The sequence below is a fragment of the Microbulbifer sp. ALW1 genome (assembly GCF_009903625.1).
In the GTDB taxonomy this organism is placed as follows: domain Bacteria; phylum Pseudomonadota; class Gammaproteobacteria; order Pseudomonadales; family Cellvibrionaceae; genus Microbulbifer.
This window is the reverse complement of record NZ_CP047569.1, coordinates 3715018-3733830: the sequence shown is the minus strand read 5'-3', so window position 1 is coordinate 3733830 and position 18813 is coordinate 3715018. Positions and strand designations below refer to the sequence as shown.

At 50.2% G+C, this 18813-nt stretch carries 17 protein-coding genes and 1 pseudogene; 12 read left to right on the top strand and 6 right to left on the bottom strand.

From position 1 onward, the window contains the following. Positions 1–36 precede the first annotated feature (36 nt). The 3 genes and pseudogenes from GRX76_RS19500 to GRX76_RS15445 all read right to left on the bottom strand — a co-directional run. Positions 37–870: pseudogene (locus tag GRX76_RS19500) on the bottom strand (hypothetical protein); the annotation flags it as partial. 305 nt (positions 871–1175) lie between these two features. Further along, positions 1176–3080 (bottom strand): DUF885 family protein, encoded by a 1905-nt coding sequence (locus GRX76_RS15450; RefSeq protein ID WP_201276838.1) that lies wholly within the window; start codon positions 3078–3080, stop codon positions 1176–1178. Positions 3081–3269: 189 nt separating this feature from the next. Continuing rightward, positions 3270–3851, bottom strand: coding sequence for a superoxide dismutase (locus GRX76_RS15445; protein ID WP_160154129.1), 582 nt, complete (start codon positions 3849–3851; stop codon positions 3270–3272). Positions 3852–4156: 305 nt separating this feature from the next. Between GRX76_RS15445 and GRX76_RS15440 the strand changes: the two genes are divergently transcribed. The 3 genes from GRX76_RS15440 to GRX76_RS15430 all read left to right on the top strand — a co-directional run bounded on the left by GRX76_RS15440 (position 4157) and on the right by GRX76_RS15430 (position 7261). Next, positions 4157–4909 (top strand): hypothetical protein, encoded by a 753-nt coding sequence (locus tag GRX76_RS15440; protein ID WP_160154128.1) that lies wholly within the window; start codon positions 4157–4159, stop codon positions 4907–4909. Positions 4910–5096: 187 nt separating this feature from the next. Further along, on the top strand, positions 5097–6605 hold the full coding sequence (locus tag GRX76_RS15435; protein ID WP_160154127.1) for a fumarate hydratase: 1509 nt from the start codon (positions 5097–5099) through the stop codon (positions 6603–6605). 383 nt (positions 6606–6988) lie between these two features. Further along, entirely contained in the window at positions 6989–7261 is a 273-nt protein-coding gene (locus GRX76_RS15430) for a hypothetical protein (RefSeq protein WP_160154126.1), read from the top strand. A 28-nt stretch (positions 7262–7289) separates the two neighbouring features. On the opposite strand, the gene GRX76_RS15425 is transcribed toward GRX76_RS15430, so the two are convergent. Next, positions 7290–8231, bottom strand: coding sequence for an IS110 family transposase (locus GRX76_RS15425; protein WP_160154125.1), 942 nt, complete (start codon positions 8229–8231; stop codon positions 7290–7292). Between the two features lie 372 nt (positions 8232–8603). Here GRX76_RS15425 and GRX76_RS15420 point away from each other — a divergent pair, with 372 nt between their 5' ends. From GRX76_RS15420 to GRX76_RS15405, 4 genes are all read left to right on the top strand, one after another. After that, the gene (locus GRX76_RS15420; RefSeq protein ID WP_160154124.1) at positions 8604–9272 is read left to right on the top strand and encodes a penicillin-insensitive murein endopeptidase; all 669 of its coding nucleotides are present in this window, start codon (positions 8604–8606) and stop codon (positions 9270–9272) included. A 615-nt stretch (positions 9273–9887) separates the two neighbouring features. After that, positions 9888–10355 carry a nuclear transport factor 2 family protein gene (locus GRX76_RS15415; RefSeq protein ID WP_160154123.1) on the top strand — a complete coding sequence of 156 codons (468 nt, stop codon included), beginning with the start codon at positions 9888–9890 and terminating at the stop codon, positions 10353–10355. 68 nt (positions 10356–10423) lie between these two features. Further along, the gene (locus tag GRX76_RS15410; RefSeq protein ID WP_160154122.1) at positions 10424–10939 is read left to right on the top strand and encodes a DUF3592 domain-containing protein; all 516 of its coding nucleotides are present in this window, start codon (positions 10424–10426) and stop codon (positions 10937–10939) included. A gap of 135 nt (positions 10940–11074) precedes the next feature. Next, the gene (locus GRX76_RS15405) at positions 11075–11374 is read left to right on the top strand and encodes a hypothetical protein (RefSeq protein ID WP_160154121.1); all 300 of its coding nucleotides are present in this window, start codon (positions 11075–11077) and stop codon (positions 11372–11374) included. 40 nt (positions 11375–11414) lie between these two features. Here the strand turns inward: GRX76_RS15405 and GRX76_RS15400 are convergent, their stop codons facing one another. Continuing rightward, entirely contained in the window at positions 11415–12356 is a 942-nt protein-coding gene (locus GRX76_RS15400) for an IS110 family transposase (protein ID WP_160154120.1), read from the bottom strand. Positions 12357–13680: 1324 nt separating this feature from the next. On the opposite strand from GRX76_RS15400, the gene GRX76_RS15395 reads away from it, so the two are divergent. From GRX76_RS15395 to GRX76_RS15375, 5 genes are all read left to right on the top strand, one after another. Then, entirely contained in the window at positions 13681–14010 is a 330-nt protein-coding gene (locus GRX76_RS15395) for a transposase (protein ID WP_236250399.1), read from the top strand. Then, positions 13995–14849: an IS3 family transposase gene (locus tag GRX76_RS19495; protein WP_160155002.1), complete on the top strand. Its 855-nt coding sequence runs from the start codon at positions 13995–13997 to the stop codon at positions 14847–14849. Before GRX76_RS15395 ends, GRX76_RS19495 begins: the two co-directional genes overlap by 16 nt. Before the next feature lie 179 nt (positions 14850–15028). Then, the gene (locus GRX76_RS15385; RefSeq protein ID WP_160154119.1) at positions 15029–15310 is read left to right on the top strand and encodes a hypothetical protein; all 282 of its coding nucleotides are present in this window, start codon (positions 15029–15031) and stop codon (positions 15308–15310) included. A 124-nt stretch (positions 15311–15434) separates the two neighbouring features. After that, complete coding sequence (locus tag GRX76_RS15380; protein WP_160154118.1) at positions 15435–15914, top strand: hypothetical protein; 480 nt, start codon at positions 15435–15437, stop codon at positions 15912–15914. 55 nt (positions 15915–15969) lie between these two features. Next, a complete protein-coding gene (locus GRX76_RS15375) occupies positions 15970–16338 on the top strand; it encodes a hypothetical protein (protein ID WP_160154117.1) in 369 nt (122 codons plus the stop codon). Between the two features lie 465 nt (positions 16339–16803). On the opposite strand, the gene GRX76_RS15370 is transcribed toward GRX76_RS15375, so the two are convergent. Further along, positions 16804–18693 (bottom strand): DUF885 domain-containing protein, encoded by a 1890-nt coding sequence (locus tag GRX76_RS15370; protein ID WP_160154116.1) that lies wholly within the window; start codon positions 18691–18693, stop codon positions 16804–16806. Positions 18694–18813 lie beyond the last annotated feature (120 nt).

The window sequence follows — 18813 nt, the reverse complement described above, 5'->3', positions numbered from 1 at the left end:
TGCAGTTGCGGCACCGCCGGTGGCGGAGGCGTTGCGACCAGCAGCGGTCGCTCCCGCACCATTAGCCGTTGCACCACTGCCAAATGCGGAAGAATTCTCTTGTAATGCTCTCGAGCTAGCGCCGACTGTGGTTGCGTTTGCAGCGCTGGCTTCGGAGAGGTACCCGATAGCCGTACCATTGGTTCCCGATACATTAGATAAGCTGCCAATCGCGGTGCCTTGCGCTGCAGTAACACCGCTTCCTGCGCCTACGGCAGTACCTTCAAAGGCACTGCTATTGACCACTGCGGTGCTGCCGAGCGCTGTGGAAAAATCCGCATTCGCAGTAGCGCCATGACCTTGCGCTGTAGAGGAGAGACCTGTTGCTGAAGAGCGTGCGCCTATGGCTGTGCTTTCGGAGCCTGACGCGTCAGATTGTGTTCCTATTGCGATGCTCTCTGAACCTGATGCTACGGAATCACTTCCGATGGATATGGCAGTTGTGCCTGAAGAGTCTGCTCTTATTCCGACCGCGACTGAAGATGCTCCTGATGCAGAAGTGCCGGCACCTAGGGCGGTTGACCCTTCATTATTCGCGGTGGCACTTTCCCCCAGGGCTGTGGATTCCGGTTGGCTTGCAGTGGCACTATTCCCCACTGCGGTGGAGGCATTACCTGCGGCTTGCGCATCCGTGCCGCAAGCGACTGAGTTTGCGCCAGCGGCGGTCGCACCATCTGCAGTTCCGGTGGTGTTGTCCTGACAGACAAATTGCGCATTGGCGCTATTCCCCAGTGTCGCAGTAGCCACAAAAACAAGTACGGCGTTGGAAACCGCTTTGGCCAATGATTTTTTGGTGAATAAATTTTTGCGAGCGGAATAGTGCGAGGCCATGTTGTCTTCCCTGACTGTTTACGATAACGACAACCACTTCAGGTTGGATGTTATTTAGTCAAGTAGCCAGGGGGAGAATCTGCAAATAATGCGATCGGGTCTCAGTCTATTCGACTGAGTTTTCGACATGGAGGCGGGTAATTTGTGGTGGGGCGTGAATCTGACGATGTGACGATTGAGAAACGATAGGCCAAAGCTAACACACATTTCGGTTTGTAGAGGAAACTATTTTTTAGCGGCAAAATAAAAAAAGGCGCCGCTGTTAATTAAAGCGGCGCCTTTCGGAAAGATCCTAGGTCAGGAAGTTAACTACTCTTTTTTCCCTCTACCCACTGACTCACCAGCTCCTCCAAGACATCCAGCGGCACCGCACCATTCGCCAGCACCACGTCGTGGAATTCACGGATATCAAACTTGTCCCCAAGTTCTTTTTTCGCATTTTCCCGCAGTTCGACAATTTTCATCATGCCGATCTTGTAGGCGGTAGCCTGGCCGGGCATGACGATATAGCGTTCAATGGCCTTGACCACATCACCCTTGGGGTTGGGGCTGTTGGTTGCCAGCCAGTCGATGGTCTCTTCGCGGGTCCACTTTTTGCTGTGCATCCCGGTGTCGACCACCAGGCGGCAGGCGCGCCAGAGTTCCATGGCCAGGCGACCGAAGTCGGAGTAGGGGTCTTTGTAGAATCCGATTTCCTTCGGCACCAGCTCGGAGTAGAGGCCCCAGCCCTCGGTGTAGGCGGTGTAGCCGCCGAACTTGCGGAAGGAGGGTACGTTTTCCAGCTCCTGCATGATGGAGAGCTGCATATGGTGGCCGGGGATGCCCTCATGGTAGGCCAGCGCCTCCATCTGATAGGTGGGCATGCTGCTCATTTTGTACAGGTTGGCGTAGTAGATGCCGGGGCGGGAGCCGTCCGGTGCCGGGCGCTGGTAGAAGGCTTTACCGGCAGATTTCTCGCGGAAGGGTTCTACCGCCTTAACGACCAGGTCCGCCTTGGGCTTGGTGATAAACAGCTCGTCCAATCGACCCTTCATGGTGTCGATCATCGCGGTTGCTTCTTTCAGGTAGCGCTGTTTACCTTCCTCGGTCTCGGGGTAGTAGAACTGCTTGTCGGTACGCATGAACTCGAAGAATTCCTGCAGGCTGCCTTCGAACTTCACCTGTTTCATGATTGCGCGCATCTCGTCATGGATACGCTTCACTTCTGACAGACCCACTTCGTGAATCTCGTCGGCCGTCATGTCGGTGGTGGTGTAGACGTTCAGGCGATGCTGGTAGTACTTGTCACCGTCGGGGAATTTCCAGGCGCCGTCGTCGGTGGTGGCCTGTTTTTCCAGCTCCGCCAGATACACATTGAGGTTTTCGTAGGCCGGTTTCACGCTTTCCAGCATTGCGGTTTTGGCTTTCTCGATCAGCGCGACTTTTTCCTCGTCACTGATATTGAGTTTGTCTACCTTGCCCTTGAAGTCCGCGTACAGGGTGCTGTCTTTGCCGTCGTCGTATGGCGCACCGGTAATCAGGTTTTTACCGTCGCTGATGACATAGGGGAAAACGAACTTGGGGATGATGATGCCGGCTTCGGCGCGGGCCTTCAGGTTTTCGATGACCTGATCAAAATGGGCTGGCAGCCCGTTGAGGCGGGAAATATAGGCCTCGGCATCGGATACATCTTCAACACGGTGCTGGTTGATCAGCAGCGAGGCAACGCCGGTGTGTGCGGCGTACATCTGGTTCACCGGGTAGGTGTGCAGGCGCCACTGGTAGCCTTCGATATCCTGCTCCAGATTGCGGATTGCCAGTTCCAGTGACAGGCGTGTTGCGTCATCCAGTTGCGCCGGGTCAATCTTTTTCAGGGCTTCCAGCTGACGCTTGTGGATTTCATGGGTTTCCTTGGCGAACTCCGGGGAGAGGTTGTCCCACTTGCCGTAATCCTCTTTCATCCCCAGGAATGTTTTGAATTCCGGGCTGCGACTGACGTGCGTCTGGAACTGCTCTTCGAACAACTGGTTCGTTTTTTCGATGACTTCGGCATTTCCTTCGGATGAGGCATCAGCGGTAGTGTCTACGCCCTGAGGGGAGGCCTGGGTGGCTTCTGCGCCCGCAGGGGACTGCTGTTCGGTATCGTTTTTGGGGGTGGCCTGTTCGCGGTCGCAACCTGCCAAGGCCAGCGCGCTTATGGCGGCCGCCAGCAGAGTCATCTTGAGCTTCATGGTGTTATCTCAATGTCAGTGAATGGTTGGTGAAAGGGAGGTTATCGGTGCAGTGTTGTAACCAGAAGTGGCAGAGGTTGCAAATTTTAACGACGGCCTGGTCATTTTATCGGCGGATTGGATTTATCGCGGGCACAAAAAAACGGGCCGCTTGGGCCCGCTTTTCGCATCACTGGACCAGGTCCGTAATCAGGCAAAATTCTGATTTACGAATTCCCAGTTCAGCAGTGCCCAGAACGCTTCCATGTACTTCGGACGCGCATTGCGGTAGTCGATGTAGTAAGCGTGTTCCCAAACGTCGCAAGTCAGCAGCGGAGTAACGCTGCTGTCGGTCAGCGGAGTTTCGGCATTGGAGGTGTTAACGATGGCTACAGTGCCGTCGGATTTTTTCACCAGCCAGGTCCAGCCAGAGCCGAAGTTGTTGACGGCGCTGTTGGTGAACTCTTCCTTGAACTTGTCGAAGGAACCAAAAGCGGCGTTGATGGCCTCGGCTACTGCACCGGTAGCAGCGCCGCCGCCGTTGGGGCTCAGGCAGTTCCAGTAAAAGGTGTGGTTCCAGATTTGAGCGGCGTTGTTGAATACGCCACCGGAGGAGGACTTGATGACGTCTTCCAGAGACTTGTCTGCATCCGGAGTGCCTTCCAGCAGGCCGTTCAGCTTGTCTACGTAGGTTTTGTGGTGCTTGCCGTAGTGGAATTCCAGGGTTTCCTGGGAGATGTGCGGCTGCAGCGCGTCCATAGCATAGGGAAGTTCGGGGAGAACGTGTGCCATGTTGTATTCCTTCCTTTGTCTGAGACCTGTACCGACCCAAGAGTGGTAGCAGGTCAGTTATTGGTGGCAGGCATTCTACACCCGCTTGATGTCATTATTAAGCCATTGGACAGGCCAAAAAGGTTTCAATTGCCGCTAAGTTCAGGGCTATCTGCGAATGATTATTGATGACGGAGCAGTCTGTGCTTTCTATTGTCCTATTCTGATAACTGGAACCGCTTACTTTTTCGTCAGTTTTTGGTATAACTGCCGCAGATTTCTACCAATGACGGTCATATGGCCGTACAGCAACGCAGGACTACAGCATGCAACGCAGAGAGCCCACACTCGATGGCAGCAGCCCATCCGCTATGGACCCTCAGATTCCTAACGGCCCGATAAGTGGTAAGCGCTACGCTGCGCCCCAGGCGCCGGTTTCTGCCCCGGAACCCACCAGTTCTGGTGGTGGTTCTTCCTTCCTGGCCATTGTCGCCCTGATGCTGGCACTTGCCGGTCTGGGCGCCGCAGGCTTCCTGTACCAGCAGTGGCAACTGACCCGGACGGTGCTGGTTGATGCAGAGGCCCGTATCGTGCAGCTGGAGAAGCGCTTTGAAATGTCTGGCGAAGAGTCGGCGGCCTCGGTCGAAGTGCTCAATGCCAAAGTGAAGGAGAACGCCTCGGAGATTCGCAAGCTGTGGGGTGTTTCCTTCGATACCAACCGCAAGAATATCGCCGCTAACAAGGCTGCCGCAGACGCTGCGAAGAAAGACGTCGCTGCACTGTCCAAAAAGGTCAGTGGCTTTGAGAGCAGCCTGAAGAAAGTGGCCGCCCTCGAGTCGGATATAGCCAAGTTGAAAGAATCCACGGCGAGCGCTTCACGGGATACCAAAGACAAGGTAGCCAGCCTGGAGCGCCAGCTGTCTTCTGTGCGTGCGGACCTGACGGCACGCGTGGGTGCCAACGAAGAAGCGGTACAGTCGATCGACAGCTACCGTCGCACCGTAAACAAGGACCTGGTGCAACTGCGCGATGCCATCCGCAGCCTGCAGTCCAGCTCCACCACCGCTTCCGCGCCCTGATCTGGTGCGCAAGTAGGGAAATATGAAGGTTAGCGGCAACTGGCTTTGTCGCTAACCATTCTCATTTTCACTTGCCCCTTGTTTTTTCAAAATTCGCGCCTCTCCTCACTTCGTCCAATCCAACACCCGCCGACATTTCGTGTAAAATCGCCGCCTTCGAGACGAGACGACAACACCGGAGCCGGCAATGACCATTATCCGCCAGGACGACCTGATCGACAGCGTGGCCGACGCGCTGCAGTTCATCTCTTATTACCATCCCCAGGATTTCATCCAGGCCCTCAACAAGGCCTATGAAAAAGAAGCCAACCCGGCGGCGAAAGACGCCATGGCCCAGATCCTGATCAACTCCCGCATGTGCGCCCAGGGCCATCGCCCCATCTGTCAGGATACCGGCATTGTGACCGTGAAACTGAAAGTGGGCATGAACGTGCAGTGGGACGCGGAAATGAGCGTGACCGACATGGTCAACGAAGGTGTTCGCCGCGCCTACAACAACCCGGATAACGTACTGCGTGCGTCCATTCTGGCGGACCCCGACGGCGCCCGTAAAAACACCGGCGACAACACCCCGGCGGTCATTCACTACGAAATCGTTCCCGGCGACAATGTCGACGTCTATGTCGCAGCCAAGGGCGGCGGTAGTGAGGCCAAAAGCAAATTTGCCATGCTCAACCCCTCCGACTCCGTCGTAGATTGGGTACTGGACATGGTGCCGAAAATGGGCGCTGGCTGGTGCCCGCCCGGCATGCTGGGTATCGGTGTTGGCGGCACTGCCGAGAAGGCCATGCTGCTGGCGAAAGAGTCCTTGCTGGACCCCATCGACATTCAGGACCTGCAGGAACGCGGCGCTTCCAACCGAGCCGAAGAACTGCGCCTGGAACTGTTCGACAAGGTCAACAAACTGGGCATCGGCGCCCAGGGCCTGGGTGGCCTCACCACCGTGCTGGACGTGAAGGTGAAAGACTTCCCGACCCACGCCGCCAACAAGGCCGTAGCGATCATCCCGAACTGTGCAGCTACCCGTCACACCCACTTCACCCTCGACGGTTCCGGCGCTGCGCGTCAGACTCCGCCGAAACTGGAAGACTGGCCGGAAATCACCCGTGAAGCGGGCGGCAATACCCGCCGCGTGAACCTGGACGAAGTCACCGCGGAAGACGTACTGAGCTGGCAGCCCGGCGATACTCTGCTGCTGAACGGCAAGATGCTTACTGGCCGCGATGCCGCGCACAAGAAAATGGTCGACATCCTGGCCAAGGGCGAGAAACTGCCAGTGGACCTGACCGGTCGCTTCATCTACTACGTGGGCCCGGTTGATCCCGTGCGTGAAGAAGTGGTTGGCCCTGCGGGCCCCACCACCGCTACCCGCATGGACAAGTTCACCCGCACCATGCTGGAAGAAACCGGCCTGCTGGGCATGATCGGTAAGGCAGAACGCGGCCCGACTGCGATCGAAGCCATCCGTGACAATAAAGCCGTCTACCTGATGGCGGTTGGCGGTGCCGCTTACCTGGTGGCGCAGGCCATCAAAGATGCCAAGGTCATCGCCTTCCCGGAACTGGGGATGGAAGCCATCTACGAATTCGACGTGGAAGACATGCCGGTGACGGTGGCGGTAGACAGCAACGGCGAATCGGTGCACAACACCGGCCCGGTGATCTGGAAGCACAAGATTGAAGAGGGCGCGGTGTAAAAAGCGCGCTTTATTCACATGAAGCCTAAAAGCCGGTTCCAGTTTTGGAACCGGCTTTTTTGTATCTGTACTTTGTTCAGCGAGTCCGATTATCGAGTTTTTAGACGTCGGGACGATGTGCGATGTATTTCAGATCAGTAGCTGAAGTATTGGAGAAAACGTATCTGAATGAAATTAAAGGAGTTTTTGTAAATTATGGTACAGCCATACCAAGGGATATATAGCTCGCCTGCCATATATTTATGGTACTCAAAGATCGTATAGTGAGGTAACCTGCTGAATTAACTAGGTTTTCCGTCAAACATAAACATTGGTGTCAACTTGGATATGTGGCAGCGTGATATATGACCTGGGCTTTTGAATAAACTGTTATGAGTCTAGACATGGAAGATAAAATCTACGTATTTCATGGAAGTGGGGCACAATTCTGTAGCGCAGTTTTTAACTGTCGTGATAAAGCCGAAGAGTGGATAGCGAAAAATACATTAAGCGGAATGCTTACGGCTTACCCATTGAATCAAGGGGTTTATGATTGGGCTTTAGCTAAAGAGTACTTTACGCCAAAGAAGGACTATCATAAAGAATCTAAATTCATTGGTAGCTTTACGTCGGCAAGCCAAGAGCATTATCACTACGAAAATGGCGAGAACTCATAACAAGTGACTATGGTTCTCCGTCAAGTGATTAAGCCATTTTTTCATCCCAATGAGTGTTGTTCTTAACCATGGTATTGAGGATTGTGAGTTGCTTGCGCATACACGCGACGATAGCGACTTTCTTTGGTTTCCCAGCGGCAACCATACGCTCGTACATTGGTTTCAGCTTTGGGTGACATTGGATCGCAGACATCATCGAAATAAATAGAACCGTTCTAACACGGTGACGCCCGCCCCGAATGAACCGCTTCCCCTGAAAGCGCCCGCTGTCGCGGTTCATCGGTGCGATACCAACAAGCGCAGCTATTTCCTTACGATTAAGTTTTCCAAGTTCAGGAAGCTCGGTCATGAGCGTGTAAGCCAGGACGTTGCCTACACCTTTCGCACTTAGCAGCAAATCTCGCTTTTCCTTCCACTCCGTTACGCTGCTGATTAACTTGTCGAGTTGCTTGTCGATTTTAAGTAGTTCGCTCTTGATCGCGGTAAGGATTTTTCGGATAGGATCGTGGACTGACTTCGGCATTCTCTTGAGACGATTCTTCTGCATAGTACTCATCTCAAGACACTGGCTACGGACGGCAAGTAAGTCACTGATTTCTCGCAGCTTTTCCGGCTTTATTACTGTTAGCGCTGGTTTCATGGCCTCGCCAAAATGGGCAATATCCATGGCATCTAGCTTGTCGGTTTTAGCGATCCGTCCTGATGACTTTGCAAAGTTCCGAATTTGTGAAGGGTTGCAGACAACGATGGGCAGCCCTCGCTTATCGGCAGCGCACACAAAATCCATTTCCAGTCGTCCAGTAGATTCAATCAATACTCTAGTGGGTTTGAGTGCCAGTATTTTATCTACAGCTTGTTTAATACCGTCTCTATCGTTATTGACGCTAAAGAATTGGCCAGTGGGTCTCACATAGATATCGAGTTGGTTGCTGCTGGTATCGATACCGACATTGATCTCTTTATATTCCATAAGATAAGCTATCTCCGCCTTGCTATTCGGGCTCGAGGCCCACATGACTATTCGAGTTATGCCTAGTGAGTGTTTGTCACGTTCATACTTGTTATCGGTCTTTATGAACCGGCCGGGCAGCGAACTGTGATAAACAAGGCCTTCGGTGGCCGCCGAAGGTGGGTCTCAATTTACCCGTTAGCGAGAAGAGCGTACAACGCCGAAATGAGACAAGAACAACCATACAAGGCCGGGCAATTTACTCCGGGCCTGCGGCCCTCCGTGGGACAGCTTACCTTGTGCACCTTTTGCGCGGGTCGCTATGCTCCCATTTTTGCGCAAAAGGTGCACAAGGTAAGCTGCCCCTGCCGGCAGCGTTAGCGCTACGAGACTATGAGTAAGATTTTTTTCAGTTTTTTGTTTTTCTCGTTTTTAGCAATTGCCGAGGATAGCATCTGCTATGGAACCACCTCCAATGGAAGACTAGAGAATGGGGTTCAACTGCCTACATCAGGAGAAAATTTTGAGGGATATAGCTTAGTTGCGAGATTAGCTGGGAGAACTTATGTTCACTCCCAAGTAAGTGAAATAATTTTAGCTGCATACAAAAGCCTTGAAGATACAAATCCTGAGAAAGTATTCAAATATGCTGAGATGGGATTTGAAGAAGGCGGGCAATTTAAGCCGCACAAAACTCACAGAAACGGTCTGTCTGCAGATTTTATGGTTCCAGTAACTGATAAATCTGGGACTTCAGTCCACTTACCGACTAGTCCAGTTAACAAATTTGGCTACGACATCGAGTTTGACAATTTCGGTGTTTACGAAGATTTCACGATAGATTATGAGGCAATGGCCGCTCATATAGTTGCGCTACACAAAGAGTCGGTAACTCGAGGTTTTAATTTGTGGCGTGTAATTTTTGATCCCAAGTTACAGCCTAAACTTCTCGAAACAACACACGGTGAATATCTGTCTAGGAATATTCAGTTTTCAAAAAAGCGTTCATGGGTCCGGCATGACGAGCATTACCACGTTGATTTCGCAATTCCGTGCAAGTGACGGCGCTAACAATGCAATGCAGCCGGCGTCTTACTTTATGCACTTTCTGCACGGTCGCTGCGCTCCCATTTTCGTGCAAAAAGCACACAAAGTAATCCGCGGCTGATTGCGGCGTTATGCAATATGAATTCAGATAGATTTGCTCCACACTTTCTGCTAGCAATTATTCTTTCCATATTTGGCTCTCTGTCATACTGTGCGTTTGAGCCAAGTAGAACGACATTCACATATATCCAGGCAAATGTATTTAATCATGTCGGTGGGCGTGGCAAGGCTTCTGCGGACCCACATTTCCAAGTTGAATTGCCAAATGGTATAAAAACTAGTGTGCGAGATTGGGGTTTCCTCCCAGAGAGCTTTAGAGGCCCGATTGTTCTTGAAGTAAGAGAGGGTAACGTGAGTGGAAGGCCAATTTATCGCATTGATGAAGATCGCACTTCGGCCATGCATAACAATCACGGGCAGTGAAGCTCCGGCCCTTCGGGCCTCCGCGGGACGGCTTACCTTATGCACGTTTTGCGCGGGTCGCTTCGCTCCCATTTTCGCGCAAAAAGTGCATAAGGTAAGCCGCCCCTGCCGTGGGCGTTATGTGAAAATCGAGAAATGGAGTTCTAAATGAAAAGAGTATTTTTGGCTGTAATTCTATTATTGATTTCTAGTCGACTCTATGCAGCTGATACAGGAAAAGATCTGAAAGCTTTCGCGCACAACTATTTTGAAAAAATGGTTGCCACACAATCTCCCGATGCCACCAAAGAAGATCTTGAAAACTATCTTAAGCTGCTAACCGATGATATAGGTCACACCCATTTACCTTGGGAAACAGATGGCACTCGTAAGCCTGGGGGTAAAGAGTCCATGCGTAAGGGTATGACCTTCTATCTGGGTGCTCATACGGAATATAGTGCTGAACTTCTTGAAGTTTTTATATTTAATGACTCGGCAATTGCCCTAAGGTACAAGGATCACGCAAAAGGTATCCATCCTCAAAGCAATCAAAAAGTCGAGTATAGTCAAACCATGATGGAAATCTTGGAAATGGATCAGGGCAAGGTCGCAGTAATCCGGAAGTACCACGAGTAAGTCCCACATAACAATCAGCGGCTGAGCGACAGCCAACGCTGGGCGTTACGTTTCGGTAGTAAATAATTATGTTGGGTATTCTAAAATACATTGGATTTTTGATCTTGGCCTTTATTGGTGTGGGGCAAACCTACATCTATCGGCGTATTCAAGGTAAATGGAAGTCCTTCCCTGTAGTGCGCGGAGAAATCATAGAATCTAAACTCGCAAATTTTACAAATACAGAAGGACAGCGAGTTTACGAGGCAAATATAAAATTTGAGTATGATTTTGAAGGCCAAAAGTACTGTTCAGATACTCCGCTTCTACGGTCTCCACAATTGTTCAAAGATCATAATTTTGAGCACGAGCTTCTTCAAAAATACAAGGTAGGTGATCGCGTTAATGTTAAGGTTTTACCTAGATCGCCAAAAGTAGCGTTCATTGAGATTGAGCCTTTCAGTAGGCTTTCTGCAATCGCTATTCCGATACTTGCAGTACTGTATCTTGCTTTTGTATTTGGGTACGGTTGGTTCATGGCTGAGGTCATGGGGCATGATTCTGACCTGGGAGACCGGGTGTTTGAGCAGATCCAAAAAACGTAACAAAGCGCTGCAGACCGACGGCTAACTTTGCGCACTTTTTGCACGGTCGCTTCGCTCCTATTGTCGCGCAAAAAGCGCCCAAAGTTAGCCGCGGCTGAGCGCGGCGTTATGTGTAAGTAAGAGCAAGAGTAGAGCATGGAAATTTTTCTATCCGTTTTCATTGTGCTGCTTCTACTTTGCGTAGCTTTATCTCCTAGCCTTGTAATTTGGCTATGTGCATATTTGTGGTTGCCGGATGCTTATAAGCTCCCACCGTATAGAATGACGGTCGCTTGTTTTATTCTGGCTTTAGTTACAGCTTTTTTAATGAACGTTGAACTCGAAGGTGGAGCTGGCTCTGGCGTAGTGGTAATTCTCGCGCTTAGTGTTATTTGGTCAGCCATTTTGGTTCCCATCGGTGCTCTAGCCAAGTATCTTAAAACACGCTATGCGTAGTGCCGCACATAACAAGTGACTATGGTTCTCCGTCAAGTGATTAAGCCATTTTTTCATCCCAATGAGTGTTGTTCTTAACCATGGTATTGAGGATTGTGAGTTGCTTGCGCATACACGCGACGATAGCGACTTTCTTTGGTTTCCCAGCGGCAACCATACGCTCGTACATTGGTTTCAGCTTTGGGTGACATTGGATCGCAGACATCATCGAAACAAATAGAACCGTTCTAACACGGTGACGCCCGCCCCGAATGAACCGCTTCCCCTGAAAGCGCCCGCTGTCGCGGTTCATCGGTGCGATACCAACAAGCGCAGCTATTTCCTTACGATTAAGTTTTCCAAGTTCAGGAAGCTCGCTCATGAGTGTGTAAGCCAGGACGTTGCCTACACCTTTCGCACTTAGCAGCAAATCTCGCTTTTCCTTCCACTCCGTTACGCTGCTGATTAACTTGTCGAGTTGCTTGTCGATTTTAAGTAGTTCGCTCTTGATCGCGGTAAGGATTTTTCGGATAGGATCGTGGACTGACTTCGGCATTCTCTTGAGGCGATTCTTCTGCATAGTACTCATCTCAAGACGCTGGCTACGGACGGCAAGTAAGTCACTGATTTCTCGCAGCTTTTCCGGCTTTATTACTGTTAGCGCTGGTTTCATGGCCTCGCCAAAATGGGCAATATCCATGGCATCTAGCTTGTCGGTTTTAGCGATCCGTCCTGATGACTTTGCAAAGTTCCGAATTTGTGAAGGGTTGCAGACAACGATGGGCAGCCCTCGCTTATCGGCAGCGCACACAAAATCCATTTCCAGTCGTCCAGTAGATTCAATCAATACTCTAGTGGGTTTGAGTGCCAGTATTTTATCTACAGCTTGTTTAATACCGTCTCTATCGTTATTGACGCTAAAGAATTGGCCAGGGGGTCTCACATAGATATCGAGTTGGTTGCTGCTGGTATCGATACCGACATTGATCTCTTTATATTCCATAAGATAAGCTATCTCCGCCTTGCTATTCGGGCTCGAGGCCCACATGACTATTCGAGTTATGCCTAGTGAGTGTTTGTCACGTTCATACTTGTTATCGGTCTTTATGAACCGGCCGGGCAGCGAACTGTGATAAACAAGGCCTTCGGTGGCCGCCGAAGGTGGGTCTCAATTTACCCGTTAGCGAGAAGAGCGTACAACGCCGAAATGAGACAAGAACAACCATACAAGGCCGGGCAATTTGCTCCGGGCCTGCGGCCCTCCGCGGGACAGCTTACCTTGTGCACATTTTGCACGGGTCGCTTCGCTCCCATTTTCGCGCAAAGTGCGCACAAGGTAAGCTGCCCCTGCCGGCGGCGTTAGGTGATCGAGTGAAACTTACAATTAAAGCATTGACACCGTTCTTATATTTTTTGGTTTTGTGTATCTCGATGGTTCTATCAATCCTTCTTATAGGTCCTGGAGCTTATATTTGGGGTGGTTACACTCTATTCGGAAATGGAGATGTTACTCTGGCTGTTAATGGCTTGATTGTAGGCTTCGTGTTGTTTGCACTTACTGGTAAGTTGTTGAAGTCTCAATGGATAGATCTAGCGGTGCCGGTTTAGGGGCACCTGTGGCGCTGTGGTGCACTGTACGGAATTAGCCTGATAACTATTGTGGGAATTTATAAATTCACTTTTCCTGTTTATAGAAACCCAGGGATAGGCGGGGCCTGGATAGTTGCTGCTTGCTTTTCATCTATAGCGGGTATAATCGCAGATAAAGTGGTTGTTCGCGGATCTCCACTTCGGAGCAGTGAACCCACCTAACAATTTGCTGCAGCTGACGTCTTACTTTATGCACATTTGGTGCGGTCGCTGCCCTCCCAATTTCGCACAAAATGTGCATAAAGTAAGCCGCCGCTGAGCAAGGCGTTAAAAACCTATGAACCACCTGAGATGTCCAGACTGTAATACCGTCATCGTAAAACCAGGAACTAAATTACGAATTGCGTTTCTGGGCGGTTCAGTTTTGTGCCGCAAATGCGGTGCTCGCCTTGTAGCTGGTGGAAGGTTCATAGGGACAATTATTGGTGCGGCTGCAGGTAGCATATTTTTATATGTAGTAATCTACGCACTCGCCTTAAAGTCATGGTTTCCGGTATGGGTTACAATATTTTTGACATGGTTTATGGCGGGTACAGCAACTTATTTCGTCCGGCTTAGGCGTACTGGCACAAAGCGGTTTCAGATTTAGCCCCCGGTTTTTAACAAAGCGAGGCAGTTCGTTCGGAACCTAACCCGCTTTTGCACACACCTCCATCTAACTGACGTGGAGGTGTCAAATGGCACGCAGAAAGCACTACAACCGCTACGACGATGATTTCAAAGCGACAGCAGTCTCTCTAACCGAAATTCCTGGTGTTCTAGCCAAGCACGTGGCTGAAGCCCTCGATATCCATGAAGTGATGCTTTATCGTTGGCGCATGGAGATGCGACGGGGGCAGATCATGGCCAAGAAGAAAAATATACAGATAGATCCTGAGGTTAAATCAGAGCTGAAACGTCTCAGGAAGCTTGAGCGGGAGCATAACCTGCTCCAGGAAGAGCATGCCCTTTTAAAAAAAGCCATCCAGTTCTCTTTGCAACAAAAAGGGAGATCTTCGAGTTCATAGATCTAAACCGCGAGAAGCACAGTATTGCAATGATGTGCCGGATCTATGACGTGACCCGTGATGGTTACAACTCTTGGCGCCGCCGTGGTGTATGTGAGCGCCGGCAAGAAGATAGTGAGCTGTTTGTACATATAAGATCGATTTTTAACCGACATGATGGCTGCTACGGTAGTCCAAAAATTACCCAAGAGCTGAAAAAGAAGGGTATAAACGTTGGTCAAAAACGTGTGGCTAGAATCATGCGAAATCACGGTCTCAAGGCCGTAAAATCAAGGATCTACACGGCTAGGCCCGGTACTTACAGGCATATTTATGGAATCCAGTGCAAGATAGAAGGCATCGAGCTGACGCGCCCGAACCAGCTATGGGTGGGTGATGTTACTTATATAAAGCTCAGAGATGGTAGCTGGCAGTATCTGTCGGTAGTCATGGATCGCTACAGTAGGAAGGTTGTCTCCTGGTCCCTGAGTGATAGGAGGGATGCGTCGCTGACACTGTCCAGCATTAATAGGGCGGTGCGAAACCGTGGACATCACCCTGAGCTAATCTTTCACTCTGACCGTGGTAGCGAGTACTTGTCGGGTCAATATCGTGAGCGACTGCGGCGGTATGGGATCAGTCAAAGCATGAATCGAGTAAAGAACATGAATGACAACGCATTCATTGAGTCGTTCTTTCACCAATTTAAAATAGAGCGTATTAAGCGCCAAGTCTTCGATTCTGAAAAACAGCTAAGATCGACGGTGACCGAATATATGCGCTACTACAACAGTCAGAGGTCGCATTCGTCTATTGGGTATGTTTCACCTCAAGAATTCGAGTGTAAAATCAATTGCTAACAACTAGGTGTGTGCAAAAGCGGGTTAAGTCCCTTCCGGCCCTGCGGGCCTCCACCGGACAGCTTACTTTGCGCACTTTATGCGCGGGTCGCTTCGCTCCCAGTTTCGCGCATAAAGTGTGCAAAGTAAGCTGCCGCTGCTCGCGGCGTTAAGTGCTCTATGGAGTCTGGTAGTTAATATTGAAGGTAGAATCAAAAATTGTTGAGGCTGTGGCTACTTTGCCTGCAATCGTTGTGGTTGCTTTATCTCTAAGTGCATTCTTGGAGGCTTCAGCGATTGTGTACTTGATCATCGTCTTTCTGGTTTTTGGAGTCATGGGAGCTGCGTACCATAAATTTGTTGTAACTCGCTATAAAAACGGTGGTGTGGCAGGAGTCCTCCTACTTGAGTGGCTACTAGGGCAAGTCGTAGTTGGCTCTCTATTATTTGCTTCGTTATGGTACTTTGGAGCTGGCACTTAACAAGCAGCGGCAGAGCGACAGCCAACGCTACGCACCTTTTGTGTTACTCGCTGGCGCTCAAACATTAACACAAAATGCGCTCCGCGCTGGCTGCGCCTGCGCTGGGCGTTAGTGTTCGAGAATAATGAAGATAATCGTAATTTTATTAACAGTATTTCTTTCTGCTTGTGTGGTTGTAACAGAAACAACTACAGAAGATGGCTTTATGATCGCCTACGGAAAGCTTCAGATCGACATACGTCAGCCAAGTCTGCCTGAGGAAGAAATTAACGTTTCATTTGAAGATAAAGATGGCAATGAGCTACCGGAGATTGCTCAAGTCCGCAGATCAAACGGCAAAGTTGTCGTAACTATTGACCAAAACTGGGGCAGAGAATACGGAAGTACAAGTGAGTGCTTATTGTATGGTGGAGATAGATTCTGCCGGAAACAATCGGATCTCTTAAAATTTGAAGAGTACATTGTCGTGCGGAGCAATGGTTCGCCTAGTAAAAAGTACCTTATTTCCGATCTGAAAAACTGCAATCTATCTGGTCTCGTTTGTGAAAACCTAGGTGCTGATGGTTGGGTGGTTACAATGGATATTGCGGTGGTACAACACTAACAATCACAGGCAGTACGTTAAGTTCCCACCATATTTTGAGTTAATTGTTAAATAAATGACAGCAAAGAAAAAAATCTCAAAAATTGACCTGGGAATTGGGGTGGCTGCAATAGCATACGCTACGTATGGTGTGAATGCGGGAGAAATAGTACTTCCTTTTAAATTTGGCTCCCCTGGCTCTGGTTACCAATCATTGTCTGAAAATGCGCGGGAATTTTGGTTGTTAATTGTATCTATCATACTGATCGGATTATGGTCTGGTTTTTGTTCTTTCAAAGAGTACTACCCAAGCTCGATACAGGACTTTATAGGTGTGGTGGTGGACGGAAAATGGTCAATGGATCGATTGTTGCATATAGCCGTATTGTTTATTTGGGGCCTTATTTTGTCATTGTATCTATCTTCGGTTCTGGTGGGCGCTTAAAAAGTAGGCATTCTCCTCAAGTCTTCGGCCCTTGGCAGGTCAGTTTACTTTATGCAACTTTCGTGCGGTCGCTTGTAGTTTTTCAGTTGTAAGGAGAAAGGGTATGCAAAATCTGAAGTTTTTCATTGGCATCTTATCTCTCGTGGCGACGATTGCCGGTTGTTCCAATTCCAGTTCTTTGGCAAGTGCACAGGCGCCGACCGAGCCTTTCCCTGAGAGAAAGAGCCCTGAGTGGTGTCAGAATAATTACTCGTCTGCATCGGTAAGCGCTCGTGAGCGACAGACGAATGCCAAGCATTGCGAAGACGCAAGTCGTAGAGCGTACATGGACGCACAGCGCGAGTTAGATGCTAAGAGCTAGTTTTCGGGAATCGCTTGCAGTCAGCGAGTCCGGATTTTGGGCGTGCTTTTATTCGCGACATCAAGCAAAAGGAATGCCGCGGATAAATAGCTCGGTACGATGGATCAGCTCTTACCCGCAATTTTCGCCAGCATTAATTCCCGAATGACCGGAACCGGCGCATTGCCGTAGCTCAAAAATTCTTCGTGAAACTGCTTGAGATTAAATTTGTCTCCGAGTTTTTCTTTGATTTCATCCCGCAGGGCCATGATGTCCATATAGCCTGCGAAATAGCTGGTCAGCTGCACCTGGCTCAGTGTAGCGCGACGCCATTTTCCTGCGGCTTCTGTTTTCTGCTGGAAGCCTTGTTTCATCAGTAAGTCCATAGCCTGTGGCTCGGTCATGCCTTTCACCTGAATGGAATAGTCCAGGATCGTGTTGACCACAGTGCGCAGGTTCCACTTGTAATACATCATCCAGAGCTCGGGGGAGAAATCGCCGTAGCCGGCCTCCAGCATCATACGTTCTGTATAAACCGCCCAGCCCTCAATCATGGCGCCGTTGCCGAGAATGTTTTTGATTAGACTGGGGGACTGGTTGGCGTAGACCAGTTGGGTGTAATGGCCGGGGATGGCTTCATGAATATTCAGAATCTGCATTAAATAGCTGTTGTATTCTCGCAGAAAGCTGTCGGCACGGTCGTCCGGTAGCTCATCCACTGGCATAACGTTGTAGTAAGTATTCGCGTTTTTGTCGTAAGGGCCGGGCGCATTGATGGAGGCAACGGCAAATCCGCGCATGTAGGGCGGGGTGGTTCGCACGACTAGTGGCTTTTCCGGATCCAGTGAAAGCAGATCTTTTTCGTTGACGAAGGCCACCAGTTCCGGGATTTGCTCTTCTACGGCGGCTTTGAAGGTTTCTTTGGTGGCGTGGTGTTCGGACAGTTTTTCCAATACCTGGGATATTTTTTCAAGAATGTCTTTGGGGCGCTTTTCATCCGGGAAGTATTTGGGCCAAAGTTTATCGGCCAGTTCATCCATTTCTAATTGCAGGCGGTCTTTTTCCCGCATGGCGCGGTCATAGAGCTCCCGGCCATTCATGCCGATCTGGATGTCATAGCGGAATTTTTCTTCATACAGCTTTTCACCGATTCGAAAATCGTGAAAGCTGTCTGCCTTTTCCATTTTCGCGTGCAGGGTTTGCAGGTAGGTGATGTAGTCGTCGATCGCAGCGCGACTGCTTTTCAGTCTCGATAGGAATAGTTCCTTTTCATTGTCGGACAAACTGCTTTCCTGCAGCGTTTTCTCCAGTTCCGGTCCGAACACCGATTGGGCGCCCTCGTTCTGCTGAATCGCCAGTATCAGCTGTGGCGAGGCAGGATTCTTCAGGGATTTAGAGGCAGCGCTGTAGTAAGCGGGGATAGACTGCATGCGATTACTGAAGCTGCGCAGGCGGTCTTCTAGTGGTGCGTATTCCGTGTTGAGTATCAGGGCGAATCCGTGGGACACGTTGTAATTGGCCGGGTCCCACTCGTGCGATTTGAATTCGTTGATTTTCCAGATGGTTTCATTCAGAAAATTGTTGATCAACGCCAGGTCGGACCGGGCATTACTATCGAGCTTCTCTGGATTGATACGTGAGAACTGGTTGAGGTAGTCCCGAGCGAAGCTGACGACCCGGCGGCGGTAATTGGTGTCCGGGGCTTCCAGTATTTCTGCGACCTGATAGTAACCGTTGCTGATCGCCCACGAGGGGAAAAGATGCCACATGCGCTCGACCATCTGATTGCTCAGGCCCTGGAACGTTTTCTGTTCAGCGGTCACTTTTCCAGCTGTGCCGGCTGGAGCCTTTGGTGCTGCTGCACTATCGGTGGTATTTGCGCCAGCCGTGGCGGGAGAGGAAGACAGGCTATTGATGCCGGCGTCTTGGGCAGGGGAGTCGCCGGGTTCCGGGTTTTTCTCGCCGCAGGCGCTCAGGGCTATCGACGCTACCAGCACGGTCAGCAGTTGCTTCATTTTCACTCTCAAATTTGTAAGGGGATATGGCCAAAAACTAGCACAGTCGACTTATAGTTATCGCTTGATCCGGCAATTATTTTGTGTGATCCACGTCGCCTTGTTTCACATCCGGGTGGC